At 56.3% G+C, this 24,853-nt stretch carries 23 protein-coding genes; 13 read left to right on the top strand and 10 right to left on the bottom strand.

Translation table 11 applies throughout. The features are described 5' to 3' along the window. Nucleotides 1–146: 146 nt before the first annotated feature. On the top strand, nucleotides 147–1,805 hold the full coding sequence (locus PGR79_RS14560; protein WP_113374509.1) for a hypothetical protein: 1,659 nt from the start codon (nucleotides 147–149) through the stop codon (nucleotides 1,803–1,805). 5 nt (nucleotides 1,806–1,810) lie between these two features. Here the strand turns inward: PGR79_RS14560 and PGR79_RS14565 are convergent, their stop codons facing one another. Then, nucleotides 1,811–2,908: a glycoside hydrolase family 88 protein gene (locus PGR79_RS14565; RefSeq protein ID WP_113374481.1), complete on the bottom strand. Its 1,098-nt coding sequence runs from the start codon at nucleotides 2,906–2,908 to the stop codon at nucleotides 1,811–1,813. Beyond that, complete coding sequence (locus tag PGR79_RS14570) at nucleotides 2,883–4,334, bottom strand: MFS transporter (protein ID WP_113374480.1); 1,452 nt, start codon at nucleotides 4,332–4,334, stop codon at nucleotides 2,883–2,885. The genes PGR79_RS14565 and PGR79_RS14570 overlap by 26 nt, the downstream gene beginning before the upstream one ends. Nucleotides 4,335–4,755: 421 nt before the next feature. On the opposite strand from PGR79_RS14570, the gene PGR79_RS14575 reads away from it, so the two are divergent. Further along, nucleotides 4,756–6,096, top strand: a complete 1,341-nt coding sequence (locus PGR79_RS14575; RefSeq protein WP_113374479.1) for a glycosyl hydrolase family 28 protein — start codon at nucleotides 4,756–4,758, stop codon at nucleotides 6,094–6,096. Nucleotides 6,097–6,149: 53 nt separating this feature from the next. On the opposite strand, the gene purN is transcribed toward PGR79_RS14575, so the two are convergent. Together purN and purM are read right to left on the bottom strand one after the other, a co-directional pair. Continuing rightward, nucleotides 6,150–6,791 (bottom strand): phosphoribosylglycinamide formyltransferase, encoded by a 642-nt coding sequence (purN, locus tag PGR79_RS14580; RefSeq protein ID WP_015370398.1) that lies wholly within the window; start codon nucleotides 6,789–6,791, stop codon nucleotides 6,150–6,152. After that, nucleotides 6,788–7,825 (bottom strand): phosphoribosylformylglycinamidine cyclo-ligase, encoded by a 1,038-nt coding sequence (gene purM / locus PGR79_RS14585; protein WP_020078194.1) that lies wholly within the window; start codon nucleotides 7,823–7,825, stop codon nucleotides 6,788–6,790. Before purM ends, purN begins: the two co-directional genes overlap by 4 nt. A gap of 249 nt (nucleotides 7,826–8,074) precedes the next feature. Here purM and PGR79_RS14590 point away from each other — a divergent pair, with 249 nt between their 5' ends. From PGR79_RS14590 to PGR79_RS14605, 4 genes are all read left to right on the top strand, one after another. Then, nucleotides 8,075–9,505 (top strand): 6-phospho-beta-glucosidase, encoded by a 1,431-nt coding sequence (locus PGR79_RS14590; protein ID WP_045379879.1) that lies wholly within the window; start codon nucleotides 8,075–8,077, stop codon nucleotides 9,503–9,505. 196 nt (nucleotides 9,506–9,701) lie between these two features. Next, the gene (gene upp, locus PGR79_RS14595) at nucleotides 9,702–10,328 is read left to right on the top strand and encodes a uracil phosphoribosyltransferase (RefSeq protein WP_015370402.1); all 627 of its coding nucleotides are present in this window, start codon (nucleotides 9,702–9,704) and stop codon (nucleotides 10,326–10,328) included. 96 nt (nucleotides 10,329–10,424) lie between these two features. After that, a complete protein-coding gene (uraA, locus tag PGR79_RS14600) occupies nucleotides 10,425–11,711 on the top strand; it encodes a uracil permease (RefSeq protein WP_015370403.1) in 1,287 nt (428 codons plus the stop codon). Nucleotides 11,712–11,809: 98 nt separating this feature from the next. Further along, nucleotides 11,810–12,511, top strand: coding sequence for a DnaA inactivator Hda (locus tag PGR79_RS14605; protein ID WP_026612247.1), 702 nt, complete (start codon nucleotides 11,810–11,812; stop codon nucleotides 12,509–12,511). Here PGR79_RS14605 and PGR79_RS14610 read toward each other — a convergent pair. From PGR79_RS14610 to bepA, 3 genes are all read right to left on the bottom strand, one after another. Beyond that, complete coding sequence (locus tag PGR79_RS14610) at nucleotides 12,508–13,407, bottom strand: Rpn family recombination-promoting nuclease/putative transposase (RefSeq protein WP_113374478.1); 900 nt, start codon at nucleotides 13,405–13,407, stop codon at nucleotides 12,508–12,510. The two genes, PGR79_RS14605 and PGR79_RS14610, sit on opposite strands and share 4 nt — an antisense overlap. Nucleotides 13,408–13,543: 136 nt before the next feature. Further along, nucleotides 13,544–13,903 (bottom strand): arsenate reductase (glutaredoxin), encoded by a 360-nt coding sequence (gene arsC, locus PGR79_RS14615; protein WP_047043470.1) that lies wholly within the window; start codon nucleotides 13,901–13,903, stop codon nucleotides 13,544–13,546. A gap of 9 nt (nucleotides 13,904–13,912) precedes the next feature. Beyond that, nucleotides 13,913–15,376 carry a beta-barrel assembly-enhancing protease gene (bepA, locus tag PGR79_RS14620; protein WP_015703149.1) on the bottom strand — a complete coding sequence of 488 codons (1,464 nt, stop codon included), beginning with the start codon at nucleotides 15,374–15,376 and terminating at the stop codon, nucleotides 13,913–13,915. Between the two features lie 223 nt (nucleotides 15,377–15,599). Between bepA and PGR79_RS14625 the strand changes: the two genes are divergently transcribed. After that, nucleotides 15,600–16,664 (top strand): AI-2E family transporter, encoded by a 1,065-nt coding sequence (locus PGR79_RS14625; RefSeq protein ID WP_087858424.1) that lies wholly within the window; start codon nucleotides 15,600–15,602, stop codon nucleotides 16,662–16,664. Between the two features lie 64 nt (nucleotides 16,665–16,728). Here the strand turns inward: PGR79_RS14625 and bcp are convergent, their stop codons facing one another. Both bcp and PGR79_RS14635 read right to left on the bottom strand, forming a co-directional pair. Next, nucleotides 16,729–17,199, bottom strand: a complete 471-nt coding sequence (gene bcp / locus PGR79_RS14630; RefSeq protein WP_015365462.1) for a thioredoxin-dependent thiol peroxidase — start codon at nucleotides 17,197–17,199, stop codon at nucleotides 16,729–16,731. A gap of 3 nt (nucleotides 17,200–17,202) precedes the next feature. Beyond that, a complete protein-coding gene (locus tag PGR79_RS14635; protein ID WP_015365463.1) occupies nucleotides 17,203–17,772 on the bottom strand; it encodes a glycine cleavage system transcriptional repressor in 570 nt (189 codons plus the stop codon). A 153-nt stretch (nucleotides 17,773–17,925) separates the two neighbouring features. Between PGR79_RS14635 and dapA the strand changes: the two genes are divergently transcribed. The 6 genes from dapA to ypfH all read left to right on the top strand — a co-directional run bounded on the left by dapA (nucleotide 17,926) and on the right by ypfH (nucleotide 24,523). After that, entirely contained in the window at nucleotides 17,926–18,804 is an 879-nt protein-coding gene (gene dapA / locus PGR79_RS14640) for a 4-hydroxy-tetrahydrodipicolinate synthase (RefSeq protein ID WP_032712143.1), read from the top strand. A 16-nt stretch (nucleotides 18,805–18,820) separates the two neighbouring features. Further along, nucleotides 18,821–19,855 carry an outer membrane protein assembly factor BamC gene (gene bamC, locus PGR79_RS14645; protein WP_087858426.1) on the top strand — a complete coding sequence of 345 codons (1,035 nt, stop codon included), beginning with the start codon at nucleotides 18,821–18,823 and terminating at the stop codon, nucleotides 19,853–19,855. 142 nt (nucleotides 19,856–19,997) lie between these two features. Then, nucleotides 19,998–20,711 carry a phosphoribosylaminoimidazolesuccinocarboxamide synthase gene (purC, locus tag PGR79_RS14650; RefSeq protein ID WP_015703148.1) on the top strand — a complete coding sequence of 238 codons (714 nt, stop codon included), beginning with the start codon at nucleotides 19,998–20,000 and terminating at the stop codon, nucleotides 20,709–20,711. Between the two features lie 120 nt (nucleotides 20,712–20,831). Then, the gene (gene ypfJ / locus PGR79_RS14655; RefSeq protein WP_045392648.1) at nucleotides 20,832–21,707 is read left to right on the top strand and encodes a KPN_02809 family neutral zinc metallopeptidase; all 876 of its coding nucleotides are present in this window, start codon (nucleotides 20,832–20,834) and stop codon (nucleotides 21,705–21,707) included. A 9-nt stretch (nucleotides 21,708–21,716) separates the two neighbouring features. Further along, nucleotides 21,717–23,717 carry a tRNA(Met) cytidine acetyltransferase TmcA gene (locus PGR79_RS14660; protein ID WP_113374477.1) on the top strand — a complete coding sequence of 667 codons (2,001 nt, stop codon included), beginning with the start codon at nucleotides 21,717–21,719 and terminating at the stop codon, nucleotides 23,715–23,717. A gap of 107 nt (nucleotides 23,718–23,824) precedes the next feature. After that, the gene (gene ypfH / locus PGR79_RS14665; RefSeq protein WP_047043485.1) at nucleotides 23,825–24,523 is read left to right on the top strand and encodes an esterase; all 699 of its coding nucleotides are present in this window, start codon (nucleotides 23,825–23,827) and stop codon (nucleotides 24,521–24,523) included. Between the two features lie 101 nt (nucleotides 24,524–24,624). On the opposite strand, the gene PGR79_RS14670 is transcribed toward ypfH, so the two are convergent. Beyond that, entirely contained in the window at nucleotides 24,625–24,825 is a 201-nt protein-coding gene (locus PGR79_RS14670; RefSeq protein ID WP_015365470.1) for a YpfN family protein, read from the bottom strand. Between the last annotated feature and the right edge of the window lie 28 nt (nucleotides 24,826–24,853).

Consider the following 24,853-nt stretch of genomic DNA (forward strand, 5'->3'; position numbering starts at 1 on the left):
TTTTTCATTATGGCGAGCTTTGCCATTGAATGTCCAACTATGTCAAAGCAATATGACAGTTTTCTTTCAATCAGATGTCAGGAAAAAGCGGACGCGTTTGTTTGCTTACGTTATGTTCAGTCAGGGGCGAAATGGAGGGCGAAACGATGTGGGAAACGCGGGCGCTGGAGCTTAACAACCAGGATATCTGGCACTGGCCGTCGGCCTGTCGGTTGATTGAATACGCACTTGAGCATGATTTTAATACCGTGGTGGTGGGGCAGGCCGAGCTATTTGGCAAGCTGGTTTCGCCACAGGGGTATACGCCTTTTGACTATAACGACCGGTTGTCGAGCCAACAACGAGCGCGCTGTATCTATCTCAATCGCCTGGCGTTACGCTGCCGTGAACAGGGGTTGCGATTTTATCTGCAGGCGAAAGAACTTAGCTTTCCAACCGAACTGTTATTAGCGCATCCGGAACTGCTGGATACCCCGCGCGGGGTGCGTTTCGATGTCGATTTCTGGAGCCGCTGGTTAACTGACAAAATCCGCGCCGTGTGCCAAAGCGTGCCAGCGCTCACCGGTTTGATTATCGCGCTCTCCAGTACCGACGGCTTATTACCAATCTCTCACCCGCAGTGGGCCAGACAACACGACGATCCCCGCCAGCCCGCGCATAGCTTGATGCTGTATCGCCGCTGCTTTAATGCCCTGAGTCAGGCGGTAGCCGCGCAAAATAAACATCTGGTACTGCGCGTTTTCCCGGCCAGCAATGACGATCTTAGCGCCGTGCTGGATGCGATTGAACCGCTGCCGCCTGCGGTTTCGGTATCGATAAAACTCACGCCGGAACGTTTCTGGCCTGCTTTCCCTAATAATCCGGCGCTGTTGGCGGTGCAGACGCGAGATGTATGGATCGATATCGATCTTGCCGGCGAGGAAGTGGGATGGGGAGTCATGCCGTTTTTACGTATTGATGAACTACAGGGGCGACTGTTGTGGTGCCAGAGCCGCAATCCGCGCATTACCGGCGCTATCTGTAAAACCAGCTGGGAAAGCATCGATAATCACTGGATCCCTGCGACGTTAAGCGAATGTAACCTCTTCGCCTGCAGCCAATTGCTGGGCGAAGGGGCGGCAAAAAATCAGCAGCAGTTACTGGTGCAATGGCTGGCGCAGCGTTACGGCTGGTGTCCGCCAGCCGATGTCGCGCAGCAGTTCCAGTCGCTGCTTGAGCAGGCGACGCAGACGCTCTATCAGTCAATATATGTGCGAGACCATGTGTTCCATCGCCATAGCCAATTGCCTGAAAGCTACGGCCAGGCGGTGTGGAGCCTTTACGGACAACTGGCGCGCAGTCACTGGTTACCCGGTTCGGCGCACGATATCCACTTCAAGCGTGACGATCCGCAGAAATCGATGGCTAATCTCACGCAAATCGCGCAAGAAAAAGATGACGTCGCAGCCAGCGCGCAGCAGTTGGGGAAAGCGGCGCAAGCGTTCGCTCTCACGGCGGATTTTCCCGCCGCGCTGGCGCTTCGGTGGCGTGAAGAGTGGCAGGGACTGGCGCTCTATTGCCAAACATTTACCCACGCGCAAAAGGCCTTCTTTACCCTGCACTTCGCCCGAGAGGTGGAAAACAGCTGGAGCATGCGGGAAATTTGTCATATCAACGTGCAGGCGCTGTATCGCTGCGCATCGGAAATGGAAACGCTTTGTCAGCAGACAGGAGAGGCCTCGCCGGCGTTTTACGTGATGTTCGATCCCGTACGAGCACGTAATCTGGCTGATAGCCTGAGCACCGAACTGACGGCGCTCAGATAGCCGTATTAAAGCGTGCGGCGTAGCGCTTCAACCAGACACAGTATCGCCATTGCCTGGCCGTAGGGCATGGCGGTCAGGGGAATGTTACGATAGTGGTCGAGGTCGTGGCCCATCGCTGTGCCAAACGACACCTGCGTTAGCTCTCCTTGCGGCGAGATATGTTCGATTATACCCCGGCAGGCCCGCTCGGCGACCGGCAGAAACGCGTCGTCGAGGTAGCCGAGGCGCACCGCCTTAAAAATACCCGCGGCAAACCCCGCCGTCGCAGAGGCTTCCAGATAACTATCCGGGTCGTTGAGCAGCGTCGGCCATAGGCCGTTTTCGGCCTGGCAGCGGGCAAGGGCGCTGACCTGAATCTGCAGAGTATTTTGCAACTGGCGGTAAAAGGCGTCGTGCTCGTCGAGCGCGAGCATCTCCAGTAGCTCCGGTATCGCCAGCGTTATCCAGCTATTGCCGCGAGCCCACAGCGCGCCGGCGAAATGGTGTCTGCCGTTGAAATGCCAGCCGTGAAACCACATGCCGCTTTGGCGGTCGCTTAAATAGTGCAGGTGCTGCAAAAACTGAAATTTCGCCTCTTCTACCCAGCGCGGTTTACCAAACATTTTGCCGAGCATCGCCAGCGGCAGCACCGCCATCATTAGCGTATCGTCCCAGATTTGTTGATGATGGGGAGCCTCATAGGTGACGTGCTGCAGGCAGCCTTCATCGGTACGCGGCATCTGGCGATATATAGCGTCTCCCCAGCTTTCCAGGTAGGCGCGCCAGTCGCTGCGAGGCGTCTGTTGATAGCGCAGTGCCAGGGTTAAAAACGGACAAGCGGTATTGATGTTTTTTTCCGGCGTGCCCTCGGCGAAACGGGCGCTAAACCAGCCGTCGATAAGTTCACCAGCCCGAAGCGATCCTGTCAGCTGCTGGTAGCGAAACAGGCCAAACAGGGCGATGCCATGCGTCCACTCCCAGCCGTCCCAACCTTTGGTATCAACCACCCGGCCATCCGCCAGCCGCTGCAAATACTCGCCGCTATCATCGGTAATCGCGGTTAAGTTGCCGATTAGCGCTTCGATGAGTGACTGTAATTCAGGACGGTTGTTTTTCTGCGACATAGTGATTTCCTTGAGTAGAAACGGCGGCGTGTTGCCAGCGATCGTTGCGATGAGGATGGCCGGTCAGTAGCTCGATGGTTTCGCGTGCCAGCGGGCTGGCATCCTGTGGATGACCACCTGCGCGCAGTCGCTCCAGTTCGCTAATCAGGATTTGATGTCGCGACTGGCTCAAGCGAAAACGAAAAGCGCCATACATCGCCAGTAAGGCCAGCAGGCCGGGGCCAACGAGGAATACCCACCAGATACCATTCAGCGCGGCGGTATTCTGCGTTTCGGCGCCTTTGGTGAATCCAAAGGCTTCCAGCGCCAGGCCGACGATAAACAGCGCCAGCGCCTGGGAGAATTTGCGCGTCAGCATCATCACCCCTGCGTAGATCCCTTCGCGGCGCACGCCGGTGTAGGCTTCATCGATATCGGGCAGGAAATTGTAGACATTCCATGGGATGAGATAGGTGCCGCCGCGGGCGATGCCCATCACGATTGCGCCGCCGAGCAGCAGCCAGGAAAGATGGCTGAAAGAAGCGGTCAGTTGGCTGAACCACAGTAGCGCGCAGAGGATCAGCGCGATGGCGACCTTATAGGCGTTGCCGTTGCCGACGCGGATGCAAAGCCAGGTAAATAAAGGGATCGCGAAGAATTGAAACAGCGTCATCAGACTCATGGCCTGCGAAGCCAGCGAGGTGCCGACACGTAGCACGTAGGTCATGTAGTGCATAAACAGCGAGCCGAAAATATCCAGCGCCACCGCGCCGCCGACGTACATCATGATATGGATACGGAAGGTCCGCAGACGGAAGGTCGAGGCCATTTCCCGATACAGCGAGCGCAGCGTTTTACCTAAACCTTGCTGCGTCTGCGGTGGTGGGAGATGCTCACGTTCCCAGGTACCGCGCCAGACGAAGATCCACGGCAAGGCAAAAAGCAGGGCAAAGATAATGCCGATATAGAGAAACGCCTGCGATTTATCGTCGACGTGGGCCATGATTTGTCCGGGGATCAGCGCCGCGAGAAAGGCTGTCGCCTGAGCAAATAGCATTCGTGCCCCGGACATTTTCGAGCGCAAATCATAGCGGGTGGTCATCTCTGCAGGCAGCGTATCGTAAGGCACCATCAGCAGGGTGAAGACGGTGCTGAATAGTAGATAGGTACCGAGGTACCAGGCGTAGCCAAAACCACTTATCCACATCAGAGCGAAACAGAGCGATAGCGGCGCGCCGACAATAAAGAAGATCCGTCGCCGTCCCCAACGGGTGCGAATGTTGTCGGTAATGTAGCCCATTACCGGGTCGGTGATGCCGTCCCAAATCTTGGCGATGGCGAAAATAGAGGCCGCGGCGGCGGGCGAGAGCCCGGCGACTTCAATATAAAAGTAGAGCAGCCACAGGCCGGTGATGGTCATCGCGCCGCTGCCGAAAATATCGCCCATCCCCCAGCAGAGGATATTGCGGGTTTTGACTTCTCGTTGCGGGGTTACTGTCCTCGTCATGCGCGTATCTCTTTTATCAGGGATGAGAGGTTGCACAGTAAAAGAGGGAGATGGGGGCGAAAATCCCGATAGACGGTTTTTCGTACCGTTCTGCGAGCAGCATGCCAAATGGCGACAAAATGAAATAAACCCCGCGATGCGCCTCACGTTTTCTGTGGTTGAATCAGGCCTTAAATGTGATGCGGACCCTTTTATCATTTTTGTCAGGGGTAAAGTTTGCGGGTGTTATCACGTTTTGCCCCTGGTCGTGACGGCGATTGTGAAAGGGTACGCAGATATTTCCGCGATATCGCTTTCGACCCTACGCTGAGGGTGAGAGAGATGGTGAGATAGCCTCCACGTTGATTTTCCAGGACATGCTATGAACATTTATCTTTCGCAGCGCCATCCCCATGCGGATGGCGTGACGCCTGATACCGAACTCTTTCAACAGGCGCTGGACGAACTGGCGCAGGCGGGCGGCGGCCGGTTGGTGGTTGATTGCGGCAGGTACGCGCTCGGCGGTTTACTGATAGGCTCGAACACCTGTCTGTGGCTGTCGCCGGGCGCCGAGCTTATCGTTAGCGAAAACTATGATGACTTTGCCCAGGCGACGGCGCTGAGCCGGGCGGAATCTTCAGATCGGGCCTTTCTGTATGCTGTGGATGCGCAGAATATTACCATCTGCGGCGGCGGTGAGATTTACGGCAGCGCTGACGGCTGGTTTTCCCGTCGCGTTGATGCCATGGGTTACCGCACGCCAGCCACGGCGCGCCCGAGGATCATTTTGCTGGAAAATTGCCGTCGCGTCCGGCTGGAGAACATCACCGTACGACATGCCCCGATGTGGACAATTCATCTGGTCTCCTGCACGGGCGTGGTGGTTGACGGTGTCACCGTTGACAATGATTTGACGATGGCTAATACCGATGCGCTGGATATCGACAGCTGCCAGCAGGTACATATCGCCAATAGCTATTTCAGCGCGGCGGATGATGCCATCTGTCTGAAAACCACCGATAAACCTGAGCGCATCCAGCGACCGTTGCGTCAGGTAACCATTGTTAACTGCACGCTGCGCTCGAAAAGCTGCGCCTTTAAAATCGGTACTGAAACCTGGCAGGATATTGAGGATGTGCTGGTGAGTAACTGCACTATCTTTGACTCCAATCGCGGCATCGGCCTGATTTCCCGCGACGGCGGGCGGCTACGGCGGATGATTTTTAGCAGCATTGCTTTTGATTGCGTGAGCGCGCCGGCCTGTCACTGGGGCGAGGCGGACCCTGTTTTCCTTTCCGCGCGCCGCCGCGATCCGGCGATTGAACCCGGCGAAATCTCACAGATCCAGTTCCGCGGGCTGGTTGGCGAGTGCGAAGGCGCGATAAACCTACATAGTGAAACGCCAGGCCAGATCCGGCGTATTCTGTTTGACGGCGTGCAGCTCACCCAGAAGCTGAACCTGGCAGCGGAGCAGGGGCTTTATGATATCCGCCCGCCGTGCAATCCGATGTCGCCGACCGGGATGGGGATTGATAACGCCTGGTGTCTGAATCCGCAAAGCGGCCGAGTTTGGGGGGTCGAACCTTATCCCGGCGGTTTGCCGGTACTGTATGCCAACGGCGTAGCGGGTCTGACACTGCGCGAATTTGATTATCAGCGCCCGATACCATTACCGGCAGCCTGGAACCCTAACGCGCTATGTCTGGAAAACGGCGATAATTAGCGAGGAAATAAGAGAGGAAGGTGCCCCGGCGATTGCTCCGGGGCAGGTCGAACTTATTCTTCGGCGGCATAGCCCTGCGGCGGCAGCTTGCGATTATCCAGCCACGCAGAGTTAGCTTCCATACGCAGGCGGCCATCAACAAACCAGCTCACCACCAGCGGATAGATATCGTGCTCCTGCGCCTGAACGCGGGCGGTAACGTCATCTTCGCTGTCTTCCGGAAATACCGGCACCCGAGCCTGTAAGATCACCGGCCCGCCGTCGAGCTCGTCGGTGACGAAATGCACCGAGGTGCCATGTTCCTCATCACCGTTTTCCAGCGCCTGGCGATGAGTATGCAGCCCTGGATATTTCGGCAGCAGAGAAGGATGGATATTCAGCAAGCGCCCCTGATAGTGGCCAACAAAGGCCGGACTAAGGATACGCATGTAGCCCGCCAGCACCACCAGATCGGGTTGGAAGACATCGATTTGCTGCATCAGCTCGCGGTCGAAGGCTTCGCGGCTATCAAACGCTTTCGGTGAGAGCGCAAAGGCCGGAATACCAGCCTCGCGGGCGCGCTCAAGGCCGAATGCTTCGGCCTTATTGCTGAATACCGCACGCAGGGTGCCGTTGATTTGCTTCCGGGCGCAGGCATCAATAATCGCCTGTAAATTACTGCCGTTACCGGAAATCAGCACCACAATGTTTTTCATTCAATGACCACGCGTTGTTCGGCATCGGATGCCTTGATGTAACCGATTTTCCAGGCGTTTTCACCCTGCTCGTTCAGCAGGGCGATGGCTTTATCCGCCTCGGCTGCCGGCAGCGCGACCAGCATGCCGACGCCGCAGTTAAAGGTGCGGTACATTTCGTGGCTGCTGACATTACCGGCGGTTTGCAGCCAGTTGAAGACTTCCGGCCACTGCCAGGAGGACTCGTCGATTACCGCTTGGGTGTTGTCCGGCAGTACGCGCGGGATATTTTCCCAGAAGCCGCCGCCGGTCAGGTGAGCGATAGCATGGACGTCGACGTTGGCAATCAGATTCAGAATCGATTTGACATAAATGCGGGTCGGCGCCAGCAGATGGTCGGCCAGCGGTTTGCCGTTGAGGTCGGTGGTTTGTGGGTCAACGCCGCTGACTTCGATAATCTTACGCACCAGCGAGTAGCCGTTAGAGTGCGGGCCGCTGGAGGCAAGCGCGACCAGGACGTCGCCGTCAGCCACTTTGCTGCCGTCGATGATTTCTGATTTTTCTACCACGCCGACGCAGAAACCGGCCACGTCGTAATCTTCACCGTGGTACATACCCGGCATTTCCGCCGTTTCGCCGCCAACCAGCGCGCAGCCGGACTGTAAGCAGCCTTCGGCGATGCCGCTTATCACGCTTGCCGCGGTATCTACGTCCAGTTTACCGGTCGCGTAGTAGTCGAGGAAAAACAGCGGCTCGGCGCCCTGAACTACGAGGTCATTGACGCACATGGCGACCAGATCGATACCGATAGTGTCGTGACGTTTAAGGTCCATCGCCAGACGCAGCTTGGTGCCGACGCCGTCGGTACCGGAGACCAGTACCGGTTCGCGGTATTTCTGCGGCAGAGCGCACAGCGCGCCGAATCCGCCCAGTCCGCCCATCACTTCCGGGCGACGGGTTTTCTTCACCACGCCCTTAATACGGTCGACGAGAGCGTTGCCTGCATCAATATCCACGCCGGCATCTTTATAGCTGAGAGAGGTTTTATCGGTCACTGCGAAGTCTCCACGCGTTTGCGGTAGCAAGAAAAATCGGCGCAATTCTAACAGGGAAAGCAAACGTTTGCGAGCCTGCTTTACACTCGATTTAAAACGGCTTAGAGATGAGCAAATTTGATACTGTTCACGAAAATGAAACCGGGTACAGTCTTCTGCTTGCCTCGCCTTTAATGAATGACCATTATGCCAATGAAACCGGTTTCTGTTTGGTGAAAAGCGCATAACGATCGTCTATAGGGAGAGTATATGTCCGGATTCAAAGAAGGTTTTCTGTGGGGCGGCGCGGTTGCGGCGCATCAGCTTGAGGGCGGCTGGCAAGAAGGAGGGAAGGGGATTAGCGTCGCTGACGTGATGACCGCAGGCGCCCATGGGGTGCCGCGAACGATCACCGACGGCGTACTGCCCGGCCATAACTATCCCAACCATGAGGCGATTGATTTTTATCATCGTTATAAAGAAGACGTGGCGCTGTTTGCCGAACTGGGATTTAAGTGTTTCCGTACTTCAATTGCCTGGACGCGCATTTTTCCGCTGGGCGATGAGCTGGAGCCCAATGAGGCGGGCCTGCAATTCTATGACGATCTGTTCGACGAGTGCCTGAAATATGGTATTGAACCGGTGATCACGCTCTCCCATTTTGAGATGCCTTACCACCTGGTGACTGAATATGGCGGCTGGCGCAACCGTAAACTCATTGATTTCTTCGTCCGCTTTGCGAAGGTGGTGTTTACCCGTTATCAGCACAAAGTGAAGTACTGGATGACCTTTAACGAGATCAACAACCAGGCCAACTTCCATGAAGATTTCGCCCCCTTTACCAACTCCGGCCTGAAGTATCAGCCCGGAGAAGACCGTGAGCCGGTGATGTTTCAGGCCGCCCATTATGAACTGGTGGCCAGCGCGCTGGCGGTGAAGGCGGCACGTGAGATTAATTCGGACCTGCAGATTGGCTGTATGATCGCGATGTGTCCAATCTATCCGCTCACTTGCGCGCCGGACGACATCATGATGGCAATGAACGCTATGCATCGTCGTTACTGGTTTACCGATGTGCACGTGCGTGGCCGCTATCCGCAGCATCTGCTCAACTACTTCGCGCGCCGCGGTTTTACGCTGGATATCACCGACGCCGATCGCCTGGCGTTAAAAGAGGGTTGCGTCGACTATATTGGTTTTAGCTACTACATGTCCTTCGCCACCAAAGCGACTGACGATAATCCGCACCTGGATTACGACGAAAGCACCAGCCTGGTCTCCAATCCCTACGTCAAGAAATCGGATTGGGGCTGGCAGATTGACCCGGTTGGTCTGCGCTACTCGCTCAACTGGTTCTGGGATCACTATCAGCTGCCGCTGTTTATCGTTGAAAACGGCTTTGGCGCCATTGACGTGCGTGAAGCTGACGGCAGCGTGGACGACCAGTACCGTATCGAGTATCTCAGCGCCCATATTGCCGAAATGAAAAAAGCGGTGGTGGAAGATGGCGTCGATCTGATGGGGTATACCCCGTGGGGCTGTATCGACCTGGTTTCCGCCGGTACCGGGGAGATGAAAAAGCGCTATGGATTTATCTTTGTCGATAAAGATAACGACGGTCGCGGCACGTTGGCCCGTAGCCGTAAAAAATCCTTTGCCTGGTATCAGCAGGTTATTGCCAGTAACGGGGAAAACCTGTAATCGCCAACAAGCATAGCCTTGTCAGAGATAAAAGCCGAAGGGGAACCTCCGGCTTTTTTTGTTTGTTTTATAATGTGTAACAATCCATAAATCACTTTGTTTGATATACGTCAAGCAAGATGGGTATGGCGCAATCCGCAAAAAGCGGTATAATCCCGCGATTTTTTTTGTGGCTGCCCCTCAGAGGAGAAAGAGAATGAAGATCGTGGAAGTGAAACATCCACTCGTCAAACACAAGCTGGGCCTGATGCGTGAGCATGACATCAGTACTAAACGCTTCCGTGAACTCGCCTCAGAGGTTGGTAGCTTACTGACCTACGAAGCAACCGCCGATCTCGCTACCGAGCGTGTCACTATCGAAGGCTGGAACGGTCCGGTCGAAGTTGAGCAGATCAAAGGTAAGAAAATTACCGTGGTGCCTATCCTGCGTGCCGGTCTGGGTATGATGGAAGGCGTGCTGGAGCACGTGCCGAGCGCGCGTATCAGCGTTGTTGGTATCTACCGTGATGAAGAAACGCTGGAGCCGGTTCCTTATTTCCAGAAGCTGGTTTCAAACATTGACGAGCGTATGGCGCTGGTGGTTGACCCGATGCTGGCAACCGGTGGTTCGATGATCGCGACCATCGACCTGCTGAAAAAAGCGGGCTGCTCGAGCATTAAGGTGCTGGTGCTGGTGGCGGCGCCGGAAGGCATTGCCGCGCTGGAGAAAGCGCATCCTGACGTCGAGCTGTACACCGCCTCCGTCGACCAGGGCCTCAACGAGCACGGATACATTATTCCGGGCCTCGGCGATGCCGGCGATAAGATTTTCGGTACCAAATAAATGATGAAGTGATAAAAAGCCGACTTTGAGAGTCGGCTTTTTTTTGAATAAATCACGCCCACAACAAATAACAAACGACTCTCAGAGGATAATATTATGACGCGCCGTGCAATCGGGGTGAGTGAAAGACCGCCGCTTTTACAGACAATCCCGCTTAGTTTGCAACATCTGTTCGCCATGTTTGGCGCAACGGTTCTGGTGCCTATCCTGTTCCACATTAACCCGGCTACCGTACTGCTGTTTAACGGCATCGGTACGCTGTTGTACCTCTTTATCTGTAAAGGCAAAATTCCGGCCTATCTGGGATCGAGCTTCGCCTTTATCTCCCCGGTGCTGCTGTTGTTGCCGCTGGGTTATGAAGTGGCGCTCGGCGGTTTCATTATGTGCGGCGTCCTGTTTTGCATCGTCTCCTTTATTGTCAAAAAAGCCGGTACCGGCTGGCTGGATGTGATGTTCCCGCCGGCGGCGATGGGCGCCATCGTGGCGGTTATCGGCCTGGAACTGGCGGGCGTGGCGGCGAACATGGCCGGGCTGCTGCCGGCTGACGGTCAATCGCCTGACAGCAAAACTATTATTATTTCGATGGTGACGCTGGCGGTGACGGTTTTTGGTTCCGTACTGTTCCGCGGCTTCCTGGCGATTATACCGATTCTTATCGGCGTGCTGGTGGGCTATGCGCTCTCCTTTGTGATGGGGGTGGTCGATACGACGCCTATCGCCGAAGCGCACTGGTTTGCACTGCCGACCTTCTACACCCCGCGCTTTGAGTGGTTTGCCATTTTCACCATTTTGCCTGCCGCGCTGGTGGTGATCGCCGAGCACGTGGGGCACCTGGTGGTGACCGCCAATATCGTTAAGCGCGACCTGATCCGCGATCCGGGTCTGCACCGCTCGATGTTCGCCAACGGGCTGTCGACGATTGTCTCCGGTTTCTTTGGCTCAACGCCAAACACCACCTACGGGGAAAATATCGGCGTGATGGCGATTACCCGCGTATACAGTACCTGGGTTATTGGCGGCGCGGCGATTATCGCGATTCTGCTCTCCTGCGTCGGCAAGCTGGCTGCGGCGATCCAGATTATCCCGGTACCGGTGATGGGCGGCGTTTCTCTGCTGCTGTACGGGGTGATCGGCGCATCCGGTATCCGCGTGCTGATCGAATCAAAAGTCGATTACAGCAAAGCGCAGAACCTGATTCTGACCTCAGTCATCCTGATCATCGGCGTGAGCGGCGCCAAGGTGCATATTGGTGCGGCGGAGCTGAAAGGCATGGCGCTGGCGACGATCGTCGGTATCTGCCTGAGCCTGATCTTTAAACTGATCAGCGTCCTGCGTCCGGAAGAAGTGGTGCTGGACGCCGCGGATAGCGAAGAAGCGAAATAACGATCCTCATACCGGGCAGCGATCCTGCCCGGTTCTCTCCTGACCTAAAACTGTGTTAAACTCTTCGCGTTTTTCTGTAAGCCTATGTTGAGGTCCATCTGAACGCTCCGGCACAGCTCTCTTTGCCACTGTATCTTCCTGACGACGAAACGTTCGCGAGTTTCTGGCCGGGTGATAATCCTTCCCTACTTGCCGCTCTGCAGAACGTGTTGCGGCAGGAACACAGCGGATACATCTATATCTGGTCACGCGAAGGCGCGGGGCGTAGCCATCTTTTGCATGCCGCCTGCGCTGAGCTATCCCAGCGTGGCGATGCCGTCGGCTACGTGCCGTTGGATAAGCGCACGTGGTTCGTGCCGGAAGTGCTGGACGGCATGGAGCAACTGGCGCTGGTGTGCATCGATAACATCGAGTGCGTGGCCGGGGATGAGCCCTGGGAAATGGCTATTTTCAACCTCTATAACCGTATTCTCGAATCAGGTAAAACTCGCCTGCTGATCACCGGCGATTGCCCGCCGCGACAGCTGCATCTTGGCCTGCCGGATCTCGCCTCGCGCCTTGACTGGGGGCAAATCTATAAGCTACAGCCGCTGTCGGATGAAGATAAGCTGCAGGCGCTGCAGTTGCGCGCCAGACTGCGCGGTTTCGAGATGCCGGAAGATGTCTGCCGTTTCCTGCTCAAGCGTTTGGATAGAGAAATGCGCTCGCTGTTTATGACGCTCGATCAGCTCGATCACGCGTCAATTACCGCCCAACGAAAACTGACGATCCCATTTGTTAAAGAGATCCTGAAGCTTTAGGCCGAAAGCGACGCCAGTTCCTGCTCTGTCAGCCCGGTTAGCTGCGCCACCAGCGCGGGGGCGAGACCGCTACGTAACATCGCGGCGGCGATACGCTGTGCTTCTTCTTTACGGCCCTGAAGCAAACCGCGCTCCAGCCCTTGCTGTTCGAGATATTCTGCAATAGTCATCAGCGTCTCCTTATGTTGCGGCGTCCGGCGCGCCAACTCACGAATAAACTTTATCGGTTCGCGGCTATTTCCCGCGAGCACCAGATAGTGCATTAGCGCCTGCACCTGTGTTTGCGTGGCTAATCCAGTCAATAATAATTCGCTCAGCTTGTCGAGTAACTGCGCCAGATCGCGTTGTCGAATATGTTTTTGCAGTAATTCCAGCGTTGCCATACGTTGATGAGTGGCGATTTCATCATCCGGTATGACGGTGATATCCGCCAGCGGAAATTCGCCGTGGTAGAGTGTGGTCGCCAGCTCCGGCGCGGCAAACTCATCCAGCCAGCGCATTGAAAACGGATAGGGCGTCACCAGGCCGTGATAGAAAAGCACCGGGATCACCAGAGGGAGTTTTTCGTGTCCGGCATCAAGGTGGCGCTGCATGACGGCGACGGCATAGCGCATCAGGCGAAAGGCCATATGTCGGTCGGGGCTACTTTGATGTTCGATCAGCGCGTAAATATAGCCGTCGCCCGCGGTGGTTTGCAGCGAGTAGAGAATATCGGAATAGTAAGGTCTGAGATCTTCTTCGACAAAATTACCCGATTCTAAATGTAGCGTACGCAGATCGCAGATCTCCTTTAGTGCTTCAGGCAGATACAACTGGAGAAAATCGCGCGCGGTATCCGAATGGGAAAGATAGGTTTTAAATACTGCGTCATGCGGTGTGGAAATAGCTTTATTCATTGGCAATCCGTCCAGTGGATTCAGGTGATGGACGGACAGTAGCACTACTGCGCAAGGGGAGGGGATTGGCCTGTTTTTTCTGGAAGCGGCCACGAAAAAAATCGCGCCGCGGGCAACACCGGCGGCGCGTAGGGGGTTAGCTGACGATTTCCAGCACCTGTTCCGGCGGGCGGCCGATACGCGCCTGACCGTGGCTGACCACGATGGGCCGTTCGATGAGTTTCGGGTTCTCGACCATAGCCTTAATCAACGCCTCTTCGCTGAGCTGTGGGTCGGCGAGATTGAGCGACTTATACAGATCTTCTTTCTGGCGCATCAGTTCGCGGGCGCTGCTCATATTCAGCATTTTCAACAGCTGGCGCAGCGTCGCGGCATCCGGCGGCGTCTCCAGATACAACACCACTTCAGGGTCGATGCCGTTGGCTTTCAGCAGGCTGAGCGTGTCACGGCTCTTCGAGCAGCGAGGGTTGTGGTAAATTTTTACCGCGTCAGACATGTGGTCTCCTTACATTTTCTGATAGGGGCGGAATCTTTCCTGCAGCTGGCGCAGCTGGTCGATGCGAGCGTCGTAGCGCGCCTGCTGCAAACTGCCCAATTTCACTTGCGAACTGGCGCTGCTTAGCAGCGAGATGGCCTGGTCAAGCCTACCGGCCAGCGCCATGCCTTCGGCCCGCGCCGCCAGCTCCTGGTCGCGATGACCCAATGCGCCTTCCGCCTGCGCCAACAGGTCCCAACCGTTGCCGTCATCCTTGTTATTAAAGGTGTAGCGGTTGAGAATAGTCGCGGCTTCCGCCGGCTGTCCGCCCTGCAGATAGGCATTGGCCAGGTTCAGCTGCAGGACCGGATCGGTACGGATCTCTTTGGCGTTTTTCAGACGGTTAATCGCGTCGGTAGTCTTTTTCTGCCCAAGATCGATATCGGTGGCGAGATCCAGATACCAGGGATTTTGCGGGTCGGCGCCGAGCAGCGGCTGGAGCGCTTTGCGCGCCTGATCGTAGTTATTGCTCTCCATGGCCAGTAGCGCGCGGCCATACTGCGCGGCGTGCTGTTCGCGGATATTCCCTTTTGACCAGGCGTCAAGCAGATCGCTGCCGAGCTTATTTTCCCCGGAGTTGTACATACCGAGGGTACGGGCCTTAGCGAGATAGAAATCCGCCGAGGATTGGACTACTACCGGGCGCATCTGGTTGGCGCGGTTACGGGCATCGGCCAGACGGCTTTCCGGCAGTGGGTGAGTGAGCAGCATTTCCGGCGGGCGGCTGGAATAGCGGGATTCGTCGAGTAATTTACCCATAAAAGCCGGCATCGCCTGCGGATCGAACCCGGAGCGCTGCAGTACCTGAATACCGATGCGGTCGGCTTCTTCTTCATTCTGACGGGTGAAACTAATCATTCCCTGCTGGGTGCCGGCCAGGGTGCCGGTTAATGCCGCCATCCCCGCCTGCGGGCTGGCCATCGCCAGCAGAATAGAGCCCAGCGCGCCGACCCAGGTTAGCGGCGCGCTACGTTTTTGATCTTCCATCGCGCGCGCCAGATGGCGCTGGGTGACGTGGGAGATTTCGTGCGCCATTACCGAGGCAAGCTGGCTTTCGTTATCCGCGTAGCGGAACAGCGCCGAGTGCAGCACTACGTTGCCGCCGAAGAAAGCAAAGGCGTTAATCTGATCGTTATTAATCAGATAAAAGTGGAACGGCGTACGCACGGAGTTAGCGTGGGCGACCAGGCGCATGCCCAGCCCGTTAATGTATTGCACCAGTAGCGGGTCGTTTATCAGCGGCGCGCTACCGCGCAGCTGGCGCACGTAGTAATCGCCCATCTGCATTTCCTGCCCGATGGAAAGCGTGCTTCCTGCCGAGGTGCCCATATCCGGCAGCGTATCCGCCGAGTCAGCGGCGGCAGGTAATATCGTCCCCAGCGTCAACGACGCGACGGCGGCGGCCACCAGCGTTTTCTTTAACTGCCTGAACATAACCTCTGTCCTGTAATGTGGGTGTGCCAGTTTGATCGGTTGCGCGGCCCAATGTTCCCGTGCCGCAGATTCTGCGAGTTTAGCTGTGGTTGATGGCGTTGAAAATATGATATTCGCACAGTTGTGCAGGTTTGTGTCATAGCCAATAAAAAGCGAAGTCTTTTTTGTGACACTTAGATACAATTCCCCGGATTGTGGCGATTTGCGCTTCAGGGAAGGGTTTATGCTTGAGATGTTAATGCAGTGGTATCGTCGTCGTTTCAGCGATCCGGAAGCGATAGCGCTGCTGGTTATTCTGCTGGCCGGCTTCGGCATTATGTTCTTTTTCAGCGGGCTGCTGGCGCCGCTGCTGGTCGCCATCGTGCTGGCCTATCTGCTGGAATGGCCGACCGTTCGCCTGGAGCGTATCGGTTTGTCGCGAACCTGGGCCACGTCGTTGGTGCTGGTGCTTTTTGTCGGTATCTTGCTGTTGATGGCCTTTGTGGTGATGCCGGTGGCCTGGCAACAGGGTATTTATCTCATCCGCGATATGCCAGGCATGCTGAATAAGCTTTCCGATTTCGCCGCCACGCTGCCGCGGCGTTATCCGGCATTGGTGGATGCCGGCATCATCGATGCGATGGCGGAAAATGTGCGCACTCGCATGTTGACCGTGGGGGATTCGGTGGTGAAGTATTCGCTCGCCTCGCTGGTGGGCCTGCTGACGCTGGCGGTTTATCTGGTCCTGGTTCCGCTGATGGTCTTCTTCCTGCTGAAAGACAAACAGCAGATGCTGAATGCCGTACGCCGCGTATTGCCGCGTAATCGCGGCCTGGCGGGGCAGGTGTGGAAGGAGATGAACCAGCAGATTACCAACTATATCCGCGGCAAGGTGCTGGAGATGATTGTCGTCGGCGTCGCCACCTGGATAGGCTTCATTCTCTTTGGTCTCAACTACTCGCTGCTGCTGGCCGTACTGGTAGGATTCTCGGTGTTAATCCCGTATATCGGCGCTTTTGTGGTCACCATTCCGGTGATCGGCGTGGCGTTGTTCCAGTTCGGCGCGGGCACTGAGTTCTGGAGCCTGTTTGCCGTATACCTGATTATTCAGGGGCTGGATGGCAACCTGCTGGTGCCGGTGCTGTTCTCGGAGGCGGTGAATTTACATCCGCTGGTGATTATTCTGTCGGTAGTGATTTTCGGCGGGCTGTGGGGGTTCTGGGGGGTATTCTTCGCGATTCCGCTGGCGACGTTAATCAAAGCGGTGGTTCACGCCTGGCCTGACGGAATGGTTATTGAAGACGAGTGACACGCTGATTGACGCAAAAAAACGCCGGGCGATTTATTATCCCCCGGCGTTTTTCATTTAGACGTTATGCGTTTTCTTTCAGCCAGTTCAGCACGACGTCGTGGTGATTGCTGGTTTTGAAGTTATCAAACACATGTTCAATCTTGCCGTCAGCATCAATGAGGAAGCTAATACGGTGAATACCGTCGTAGGTTTTCCCCATAAATGATTTTTCGCCCCAGACGCCGAACTGTTCGCAGACCTGATGATCTTCATCAGACAGCAGCGTAAAGTTCAGCAGCTCTTTTTCGGCAAAACGGGACAGCTTTTCTGGTTTATCAGTGCTGATACCCAGAACTTCGACGCCCGCTTTTTTCAGGTCGTCCATGTTATCGCGTAAACCGCACGCTTGTACGGTGCAGCCCGGGGTCATGGCTTTCGGGTAAAAATAAACCAGAACACGCTGTCCCTGGAAGTCGGTTAAATTTACTTCCTCGCCGTCCTGGTCCGGTAAGCTAAATTTCGGTGCGATATCACCGGCTTTCAGTGGGGTCATTGGTTAAACTCCATCCTGTTCATCATGCTGTGAATAATTAACGATGTTAATACTGCCTTGTGCGCTCAGTTCTGTACATAGGGCTTTGAACGCTTGCTCGATATTTGTCGTGTTTTGCGAGGCAGGACTGTGTGCGGTGATTTGAATAAATAGCTGAGCGGCGTCTTTATCTTCGCCCGGTTGAGTACGGGAGACCAGTTCGGCGATATTCATATTCCACGTGTCGCACAGCGCGGTAAAGCGCTCAATGATATGCGGCGAGTCCGGCACCTCTACCTGGATCCAAACCGTATTCGGCATCGCCTGCGGCGGCCGGGCGGAGGTGCGCTTCATTACGATCAGCAAATCCAGCTCGGCTCCTTTTAACGGCAGCGTTGATTCGATCAGGTTAATCGCGTTCCACGAGCCGGAAAGCAGCATTATAAACGTGAACTCGTCGCCGAGCATGGCCAACCGGCTGTCTTCAATGTTGCAGCCGCAGCTGCTGACGTGGCGAGTGATTGTGTTTACGATGCCGGGGCGGTCTGCGCCCAGAGCGGTAATCACCAGATAGTGTTGTAATGAGGCTGTCAAACCTGTTCTTCCTTTAAAAAGGTGAGGTAACATTAGGAAAGCATAAAAAAAACCGGCGTACAACATCCCAGATGGCGTTGGGTCTCTTGCTTTTATTGCGGCACCAAACGTAACATTGAGAATCTTGTCCCACTTCTGCTCTGAGGATGGCCCATGTTCACGGGAAGTATTGTAGCGCTTGTCACGCCGATGGATGATAACGGTAATGTCTGCCGGTCAAGCCTGAAAAAACTGATTGATTACCATGTCGCCAACGGAACCTCGGCGATTGTTTCGGTAGGGACTACCGGCGAATCCGCAACGTTAAGCCATGAAGAGCATGGCGACGTCGTGATGATGACCCTTGAACTGGCCGATGGCCGCATCCCGGTCATTGCTGGTACCGGTGCAAATGCAACCGCAGAGGCGATTAGCCTGACCAAACGTTTCAACGATAGCGGCGTTGTCGGCTGCCTGACGGTCACTCCTTATTATAACCGTCCGACTCAGGAAGGCCTGTTCCAACACTTTAAAGCTATCGCTGAGCATACTGACCTGCCGCAAATTCTGTATAATGTGCCGTCCCGTACCGGTTGCGATATGCTGCCGGAAACCGTTGGTCGCCTGGCGGAAATTAAAAATATTGTCGGTATTAAGGAAGCAACAGGGAACTTAAGTCGCGTTCACCAGATCAAAGAGCTGGTTTCAGACGACTTTATTCTGCTGAGCGGCGATGACGCGACCGGCATGGACTTTATCCAGCTCGGCGGCGTCGGCGTCATTTCCGTCACGGCGAACGTCGCCGCCCGTGAAATGGCGGACATGTGCCGACTGGCGATGGCGGGTCAATTCGCGGAAGCTCGCGCGATTAACCAGCGTCTGATGCCGCTGCATACAAAATTATTTGTCGAACCCAACCCGATCCCAGTCAAATGGGCTTGTAAGGCGTTGGGACTTGTAGCGACCGACACGCTGCGCCTGCCGATGACGCCGATTACCGAAACGGGTACGAAAGCGGTTACCGCAGCGCTGAAGCATGCCGGTTTGCTGTAGAGTTTAGGGAGATTTGATGGCTTACTCAGTACAGAAGTCGCGCCTGGCGAAGGTTGCGGGTGTTTCGCTGGTTTTACTCCTCGCGGCCTGTAGTTCTGACTCGCGCTATAAGCGTCAGGTTAGCGGCGACGAGGCTTATTTAGATGCCGCGCCGCTCAGTGAACTTCACGCCCCGGCGGGGATGATCCTGCCGCTGCAGACTGGCGACTACAACATTCCGGTTGCCGCCAGCACCGGTGCGGTAGGTAAAGCGCTGGACATTCGTCCTCCGGCTCAGGCGTTAGCCCTGGTCAGCGGCGCGCGTACCCAGTTTAACGGCGACACTTCCACCCTGATGGTTGAAAATAGCCGTAGCGGTTCTTTATGGGCGCAGGTTGTCAGCATCGTACAGGCGAAAAACTACACCATCACCAAGCGTGACGATGCAGGCCAGACGCTGAATACCGATTGGGTAGAGTGGAACCGCCTTGATGAAGACCAGCAGTACCGTGGCCGTTATCAAATCTCCGTTAAGCCGCAGGGCTATCAGCAGGCGGTGGTGGTGAAGCTCGTGAACCTGGAGCAGGCGGGCAAGCCCGTGTCTGACCCGGCTTCTCTGCAGCGCTACAGCACCTCGATGCTGAACGTTATCTCCTCCGGTCTTGATTCCAACGCCACCAATGCGCAGAATGCGGCGCAGAGAAGCGCTGGCGCGACCTTTGACGTGCAGAGCGCGGCGGATGACACCGGCTTGCCGATGCTGGTGGTGCGCGCGCCATTCAACATGGTATGGCAGAAACTGCCGGCCACGCTTGAAAAAGTGGGCATGAAGGTGACCGACAGCACTCGCTCCCAGGGCAGCATGGCGGTAACTTACAAGCCGCTGTCTGACAGCAGCTGGCAGGAACTGGGCGCAAGCGATCCGCAGTTGGTCTCTGGCGACTATAAACTGCAGGTCGGCGATCTCGATAACCGCAGTAGTCTGCAGTTCATCGACCCGAAAGGCCATACCCTGACGCAGTCGCAAAATGACGCCCTGGTAGCCGTATTCCAGGCCGCATTTAACAAGTAATAAAAAGGGCTGGAGCAATCCGGCCCTTTTTAATGTATAGTGACGCAAACGTGTGCGTAGCCGCAAAGTCCGGTAATTTGCCTGATTTTGCCTACGGGCGGAAAGGTAATTTTTTGGCTTAATATCACTGGAGTGGTGAAAGATGAAAAAGCAAGCTGAGTTGTATCGTGGCAAAGCGAAAACGGTATACAGCACCGAAAACCCGGATCTGCTGGTACTTGAATTCCGTAACGATACGTCAGCAGGGGATGGCGCCCGCATCGAGCAGTTCGATCGTAAAGGCATGGTGAATAACAAATTCAACCATTTCATTATGAGCAAGCTGGAAGAAGCCGGTATCCCGACCCAAATGGAAGCGCTGCTTTCCGATACTGAATGCCTGGTGAAAAAGCTGGATATGGTGCCGGTTGAATGCGTGATTCGTAACCGCGCGGCGGGTTCACTGGTGAAACGCCTGGGTATTGAAGAAGGTATCGAACTGACTCCGCCGTTGTTCGACCTGTTCCTGAAAAACGACGCCATGCACGACCCGATGGTCAACGAATCCTACTGTGAGACGTTCGGCTGGGTGAATAAAGAAAACCTGGCGCGCATGAAGGAGCTCAGCTACAAAGCGAACGACGTACTCAGCAAGCTGTTTGATGATGCCGGTCTGATTCTGGTCGACTTCAAGCTGGAGTTTGGTCTGTTCAAAGGTGAAGTGGTGCTTGGCGATGAATTCTCTCCGGACGGTAGCCGTCTGTGGGATAAAAACACCCTCGATAAAATGGACAAAGATCGCTTCCGCCAGAGCCTCGGCGGCCTGATCGAAGCTTACGAAGAAGTGGCCCACCGTCTGGGCGTCAAGCTCGACTAATCCCCTCCGCGCCGGAAGAAATCATTCTTCTGGCGCTCTTATTCGTTGTTTCCTGTGGTAATCCTCCGCTGAACCGCCTACGATCTCTCATATTCGTAACATGATGGAATAGAGGTGCTTATGCGCTGGCAAGGGCGTCGTGAAAGCGACAATGTGGAAGACAGACGTAGTGATTCAGGTTCGCCGCTGGGCGGCGGCGGTGGCGGTTTTCGCATTCCAAGCGGTAAAGGCGGCATCGTCCTGCTGATTATCGTTCTGGTGGCGGGTTATTATGGCGTGGATTTAACCGGCATGCTGACCGGCGAACCGATGCCGCAGCAGCAAACCTCCACCCAGCGTTCCATCAGCCCGAAGGATGACGAAGCGGCGAAGTTCACCTCCGTTATTCTGGCCACCACCGAAGACACCTGGGGGCCTATTTTCGAAAAGATGGGGCGGCAATATGTTCAGCCGAAGCTGGTGATGTATCGCGGCGCGACCCGTACCGGTTGCGGCACCGGCCAATCGGTGATGGGGCCGTTCTACTGCCCGGCGGACAGCACGGTCTATATCGACCTGTCATTCTATGACGAGATGAAAAACAAACTCGGCGCTGACGGCGACTTCGCGCAGGGCTACGTGATTGCGCACGAAGTCGGCCACCATGTGCAGAAGCTGCTCGGCATTGAACCTAAGGTCCGTCAGATGCAGCAGCAGGCTTCGCAGACCGAAGTGAACCGCCTGTCGGTGAAAATGGAGCTGCAGGCAGACTGCTTTGCGGGCGTCTGGGGCAATAACATGCAGAAACAGGATGTGATGGAAACCGGCGATCTGCAGGAGGCGCTCAATGCCGCTGAGGCCATCGGCGACGATCGTCTGCAGGAGCAGAGCCAGGGCCGTGTGGTGCCGGATAGCTTCACCCATGGGACTTCCCAGCAGCGCTATACGTGGTTCAAACGCGGTTTCGATAGCGGCGACCCTGCGCAGTGTAATACCTTCGGCAGCGCGCTTCGCTAACGTTTGCCGATGGAAACGCTGCTTGACCTGACCGCGCAGATGGCGCGCGAGGGTATTCGTCGCTTGCTGGTGCTCAGCGGCGACGAACATTGGTGTCTGGCGCAGGCCGTTGAGCTGCGAGAGCGGCTGGGCGGCGATAGTCTATGGGTCGGCGCGTTGCCGCAGCAGGAACCCTGCGTGGCGCCGGGCGCGCTGAAAACGCTGCTCGGGCGCGAATTTCAGCATGCCTTTTTCGACGCTCGCCACGGTTTTGACGTGGCGGCTTTTGCCGCGCTTGCCGGCACGCTGCGCGCCGGCAGCTGGTTAGTGCTCCTGGCGCCGGATTTTGCCCGCTGGCCTGAGCAGGCGGATGGCGATTCGCTGCGCTGGAGCGATACGTCTGAACCGATCGCCACCCCTAACTTTGTCCACCGTTGTCTTCAACTCTTTAACGCGGATCCTGAGGTCGCCCTGTGGCGACAGGGCTACGGCTTACGGTTGCCGGAGGCGGTGCCGCGCAGGCACTGGCATGCTGCCGATGGTTACCCGCAGGCCGAACAGGCCGCTATTCTCACTTCGCTGACGTCGTCGCCCCCACACATTGCCGCCGTCACCGCCGGGCGCGGGCGCGGTAAATCTGCGCTGGCGGGAATGTTGATTCATCAGCTAGCTGGTTCCGCCATCGTCACCGCGCCAACGCGCGACGCGACAGAGGTCATCGCCGCTTTTGCGGGACAGAAGATGCGCTTTATGGCGCCTGATGCGCTGCTGGCAAGCGACGCAAAAGCCGACTGGCTGGTGGTCGATGAGGCCGCCGCTATCCCGGCGCCGACGCTACGCCAGCTGACGGCGCGTTTTCCCCATACGCTGTTAACGACGACGGTTCAGGGCTATGAGGGGACCGGTCGTGGCTTCTTATTGAAGTTCTGCGCCAGTTTCCCAACGCTACGGCGGTATCATCTGTCGTCGCCGATTCGCTGGGCGCCGGGTTGCCCGCTGGAGTCGGTTATCGATCGGCTATTGTTGTTTAATGATGAGGCGTTTCTCCAGGCGCCGCACGGGGAAACGCAGCTGGAGACGTTAAGCCAGCGTGCCTGGCGCGAACAGCCCTCGCGCCCATCAGAGGCTTATCAACTGCTTTCCGGCGCGCATTACCGCACTTCGCCGCTGGATTTGCGCAGGATGATGGATGCGCCGGGCCAGCACTTTACCGTGGCTCGCTGCGCGGATGGCGTCGCTGGCGCGGTGTGGCTGGTGGAGGAGGGGGGGCTTGAACCTGAACTTAGCCGCGCCGTCTGGGCCGGATATCGCCGCCCGCGCGGCAATCTTGTGGCCCAGTCATTGGCCGCGCACGGCGGTAGCCCGTTGGCGGCGACGCTGACCGGCAGACGCGTCAGCCGTATTGCCGTACATCCAGCGCGCCGGCGCGAAGGACAGGGGCAGCGTTTAATCGCCCATGCCGTCAAGCAGACGCATGGGTGTGACTATCTCTCCGTCAGCTTTGGTTTTACCCCTGAACTATGGCGCTTCTGGCAGCGCTGCGGGTTTCTGCTGGTGCGTATGGGAACGCATCGCGAGGCGAGCAGCGGCTGTTATACGGCGATGGCGCTTTATCCGCTCAGCGAAGAGGGGCGGCAGCTGGCCTGGCGTGAATATCAACGGCTGGCGCGGGATGAGCGCTGGCTAAGTCAGTGGCGTGATGAACGCGCTCCGGTGACGGCGGATGAAACAACTATGCTTACTGAGGAGGACTGGCTGGAGGTCGCCGGTTTTGCCTTTGCGCATCGTCCGCTGTTGACGGCGGTCGGGAGTCTGAACCGGCTCTTACAGGCGACGCCGCTGCCGTTAGTGGCGCTTCGTGCGCGATTAGCGCAGCAGGATGAGGCAACGCTGTGCGCAAACCTTGGTTTATCCGGTCGAAAGGCGCTACTGGCGCGACTGCGGGAAGAGGCGGCGGCGGCCATGGCGGGACTCGATCCTGCCCGCGCGCAACAGCTGGAAGAGTGGGTCAGGAAGCTGCAATTTTTTTAACTAACTCATTCAGTTAAATGGCATGGTCATATTCCCTGCGCGGCGTAAACTGCCTTGCATCAACCAGGAGCCAGATTCCTGTTTATCTGAGACATCAGGAGACAACCATGAAACACGATCACTTTATTGTTCAGAGCCCGGCGACGCCTGCGCAACAGTTGCTGCTGCTGTTTCATGGCGTGGGCGATAATCCGGTTTCGATGGGGCAAATAGGTAGCTGGTTTGCGCCGCTGTTTCCCAACGCGCTTATTGTCAGTATTGGTGGCGCAGAACCCTGCGGTCCGGCGCCGGCGCGGCAGTGGTTTTCGGTGCAAGGCGTGACGGAAGAGAATCGTCAGCAACGCATCGATGCCATTATGCCGACCTTTATTGAAACGGTGCGCTACTGGCAAAAACAGAGCGGTTTAGGCCCGCAGGCAACGGCGCTGATCGGTTTTTCGCAGGGTGCGATTATGTCGCTTGAGAGTATTAAAGCCGAGCCAGGGCTGGCGTCACGGGTGATTGCCTTTAACGGCCGTTACGCGACGTTGCCGCAAACGGCGACTACGCAAACCACCGTGCATCTGATCCACGGCGGCGAGGATCGGGTTATCGATCTGGCGTGGGCGGTTTCCGCGCAGGAGCGGCTGCAGGAGCTGGGGGGAGATGTTACGCTGGATATCGTTGAAGATCTCGGACATGCCATTGATGATCGCAGCATGCAGTTTGCCCTCGACCGTCTGCGGTATACCGTACCGAAGCACTATTTTGATGAAGCGTTAAGCGGCGGTACGCCGAAAGATGACGATATAATCGAAATGCTGTAATGGCCCCGCGGTACAACGTCGGCTGGTTTAGGTAGCCCGGGTAAGGCGTCAGCCGCTACCCGGGAATGCATCCAGCCTGCGCGATGACGGGGAGCGCAGGTTTACTTCTTCGGCTGGTCTTTGTTCGGCCAGTCGTCGTCGTCATCCCACTTGCTATTGAAGTCGCGATGCGGCGGCAGATCCGGTTTGTTGTCGAGATACTTTTTCGGGTCGACGCGATTAAGATCTTTAATCACGTTGATCATTACCCCGACTAAAAATACTAACACCAGAATCCACCAGTGGTTGATAAGCCATTCCATGCTGTGTCCTCTTTTTACCCCGCAGCGG

Source organism: Klebsiella sp. 141161 (assembly GCF_050600815.1).
Lineage (GTDB): Bacteria > Pseudomonadota > Gammaproteobacteria > Enterobacterales > Enterobacteriaceae > Klebsiella > Klebsiella aerogenes.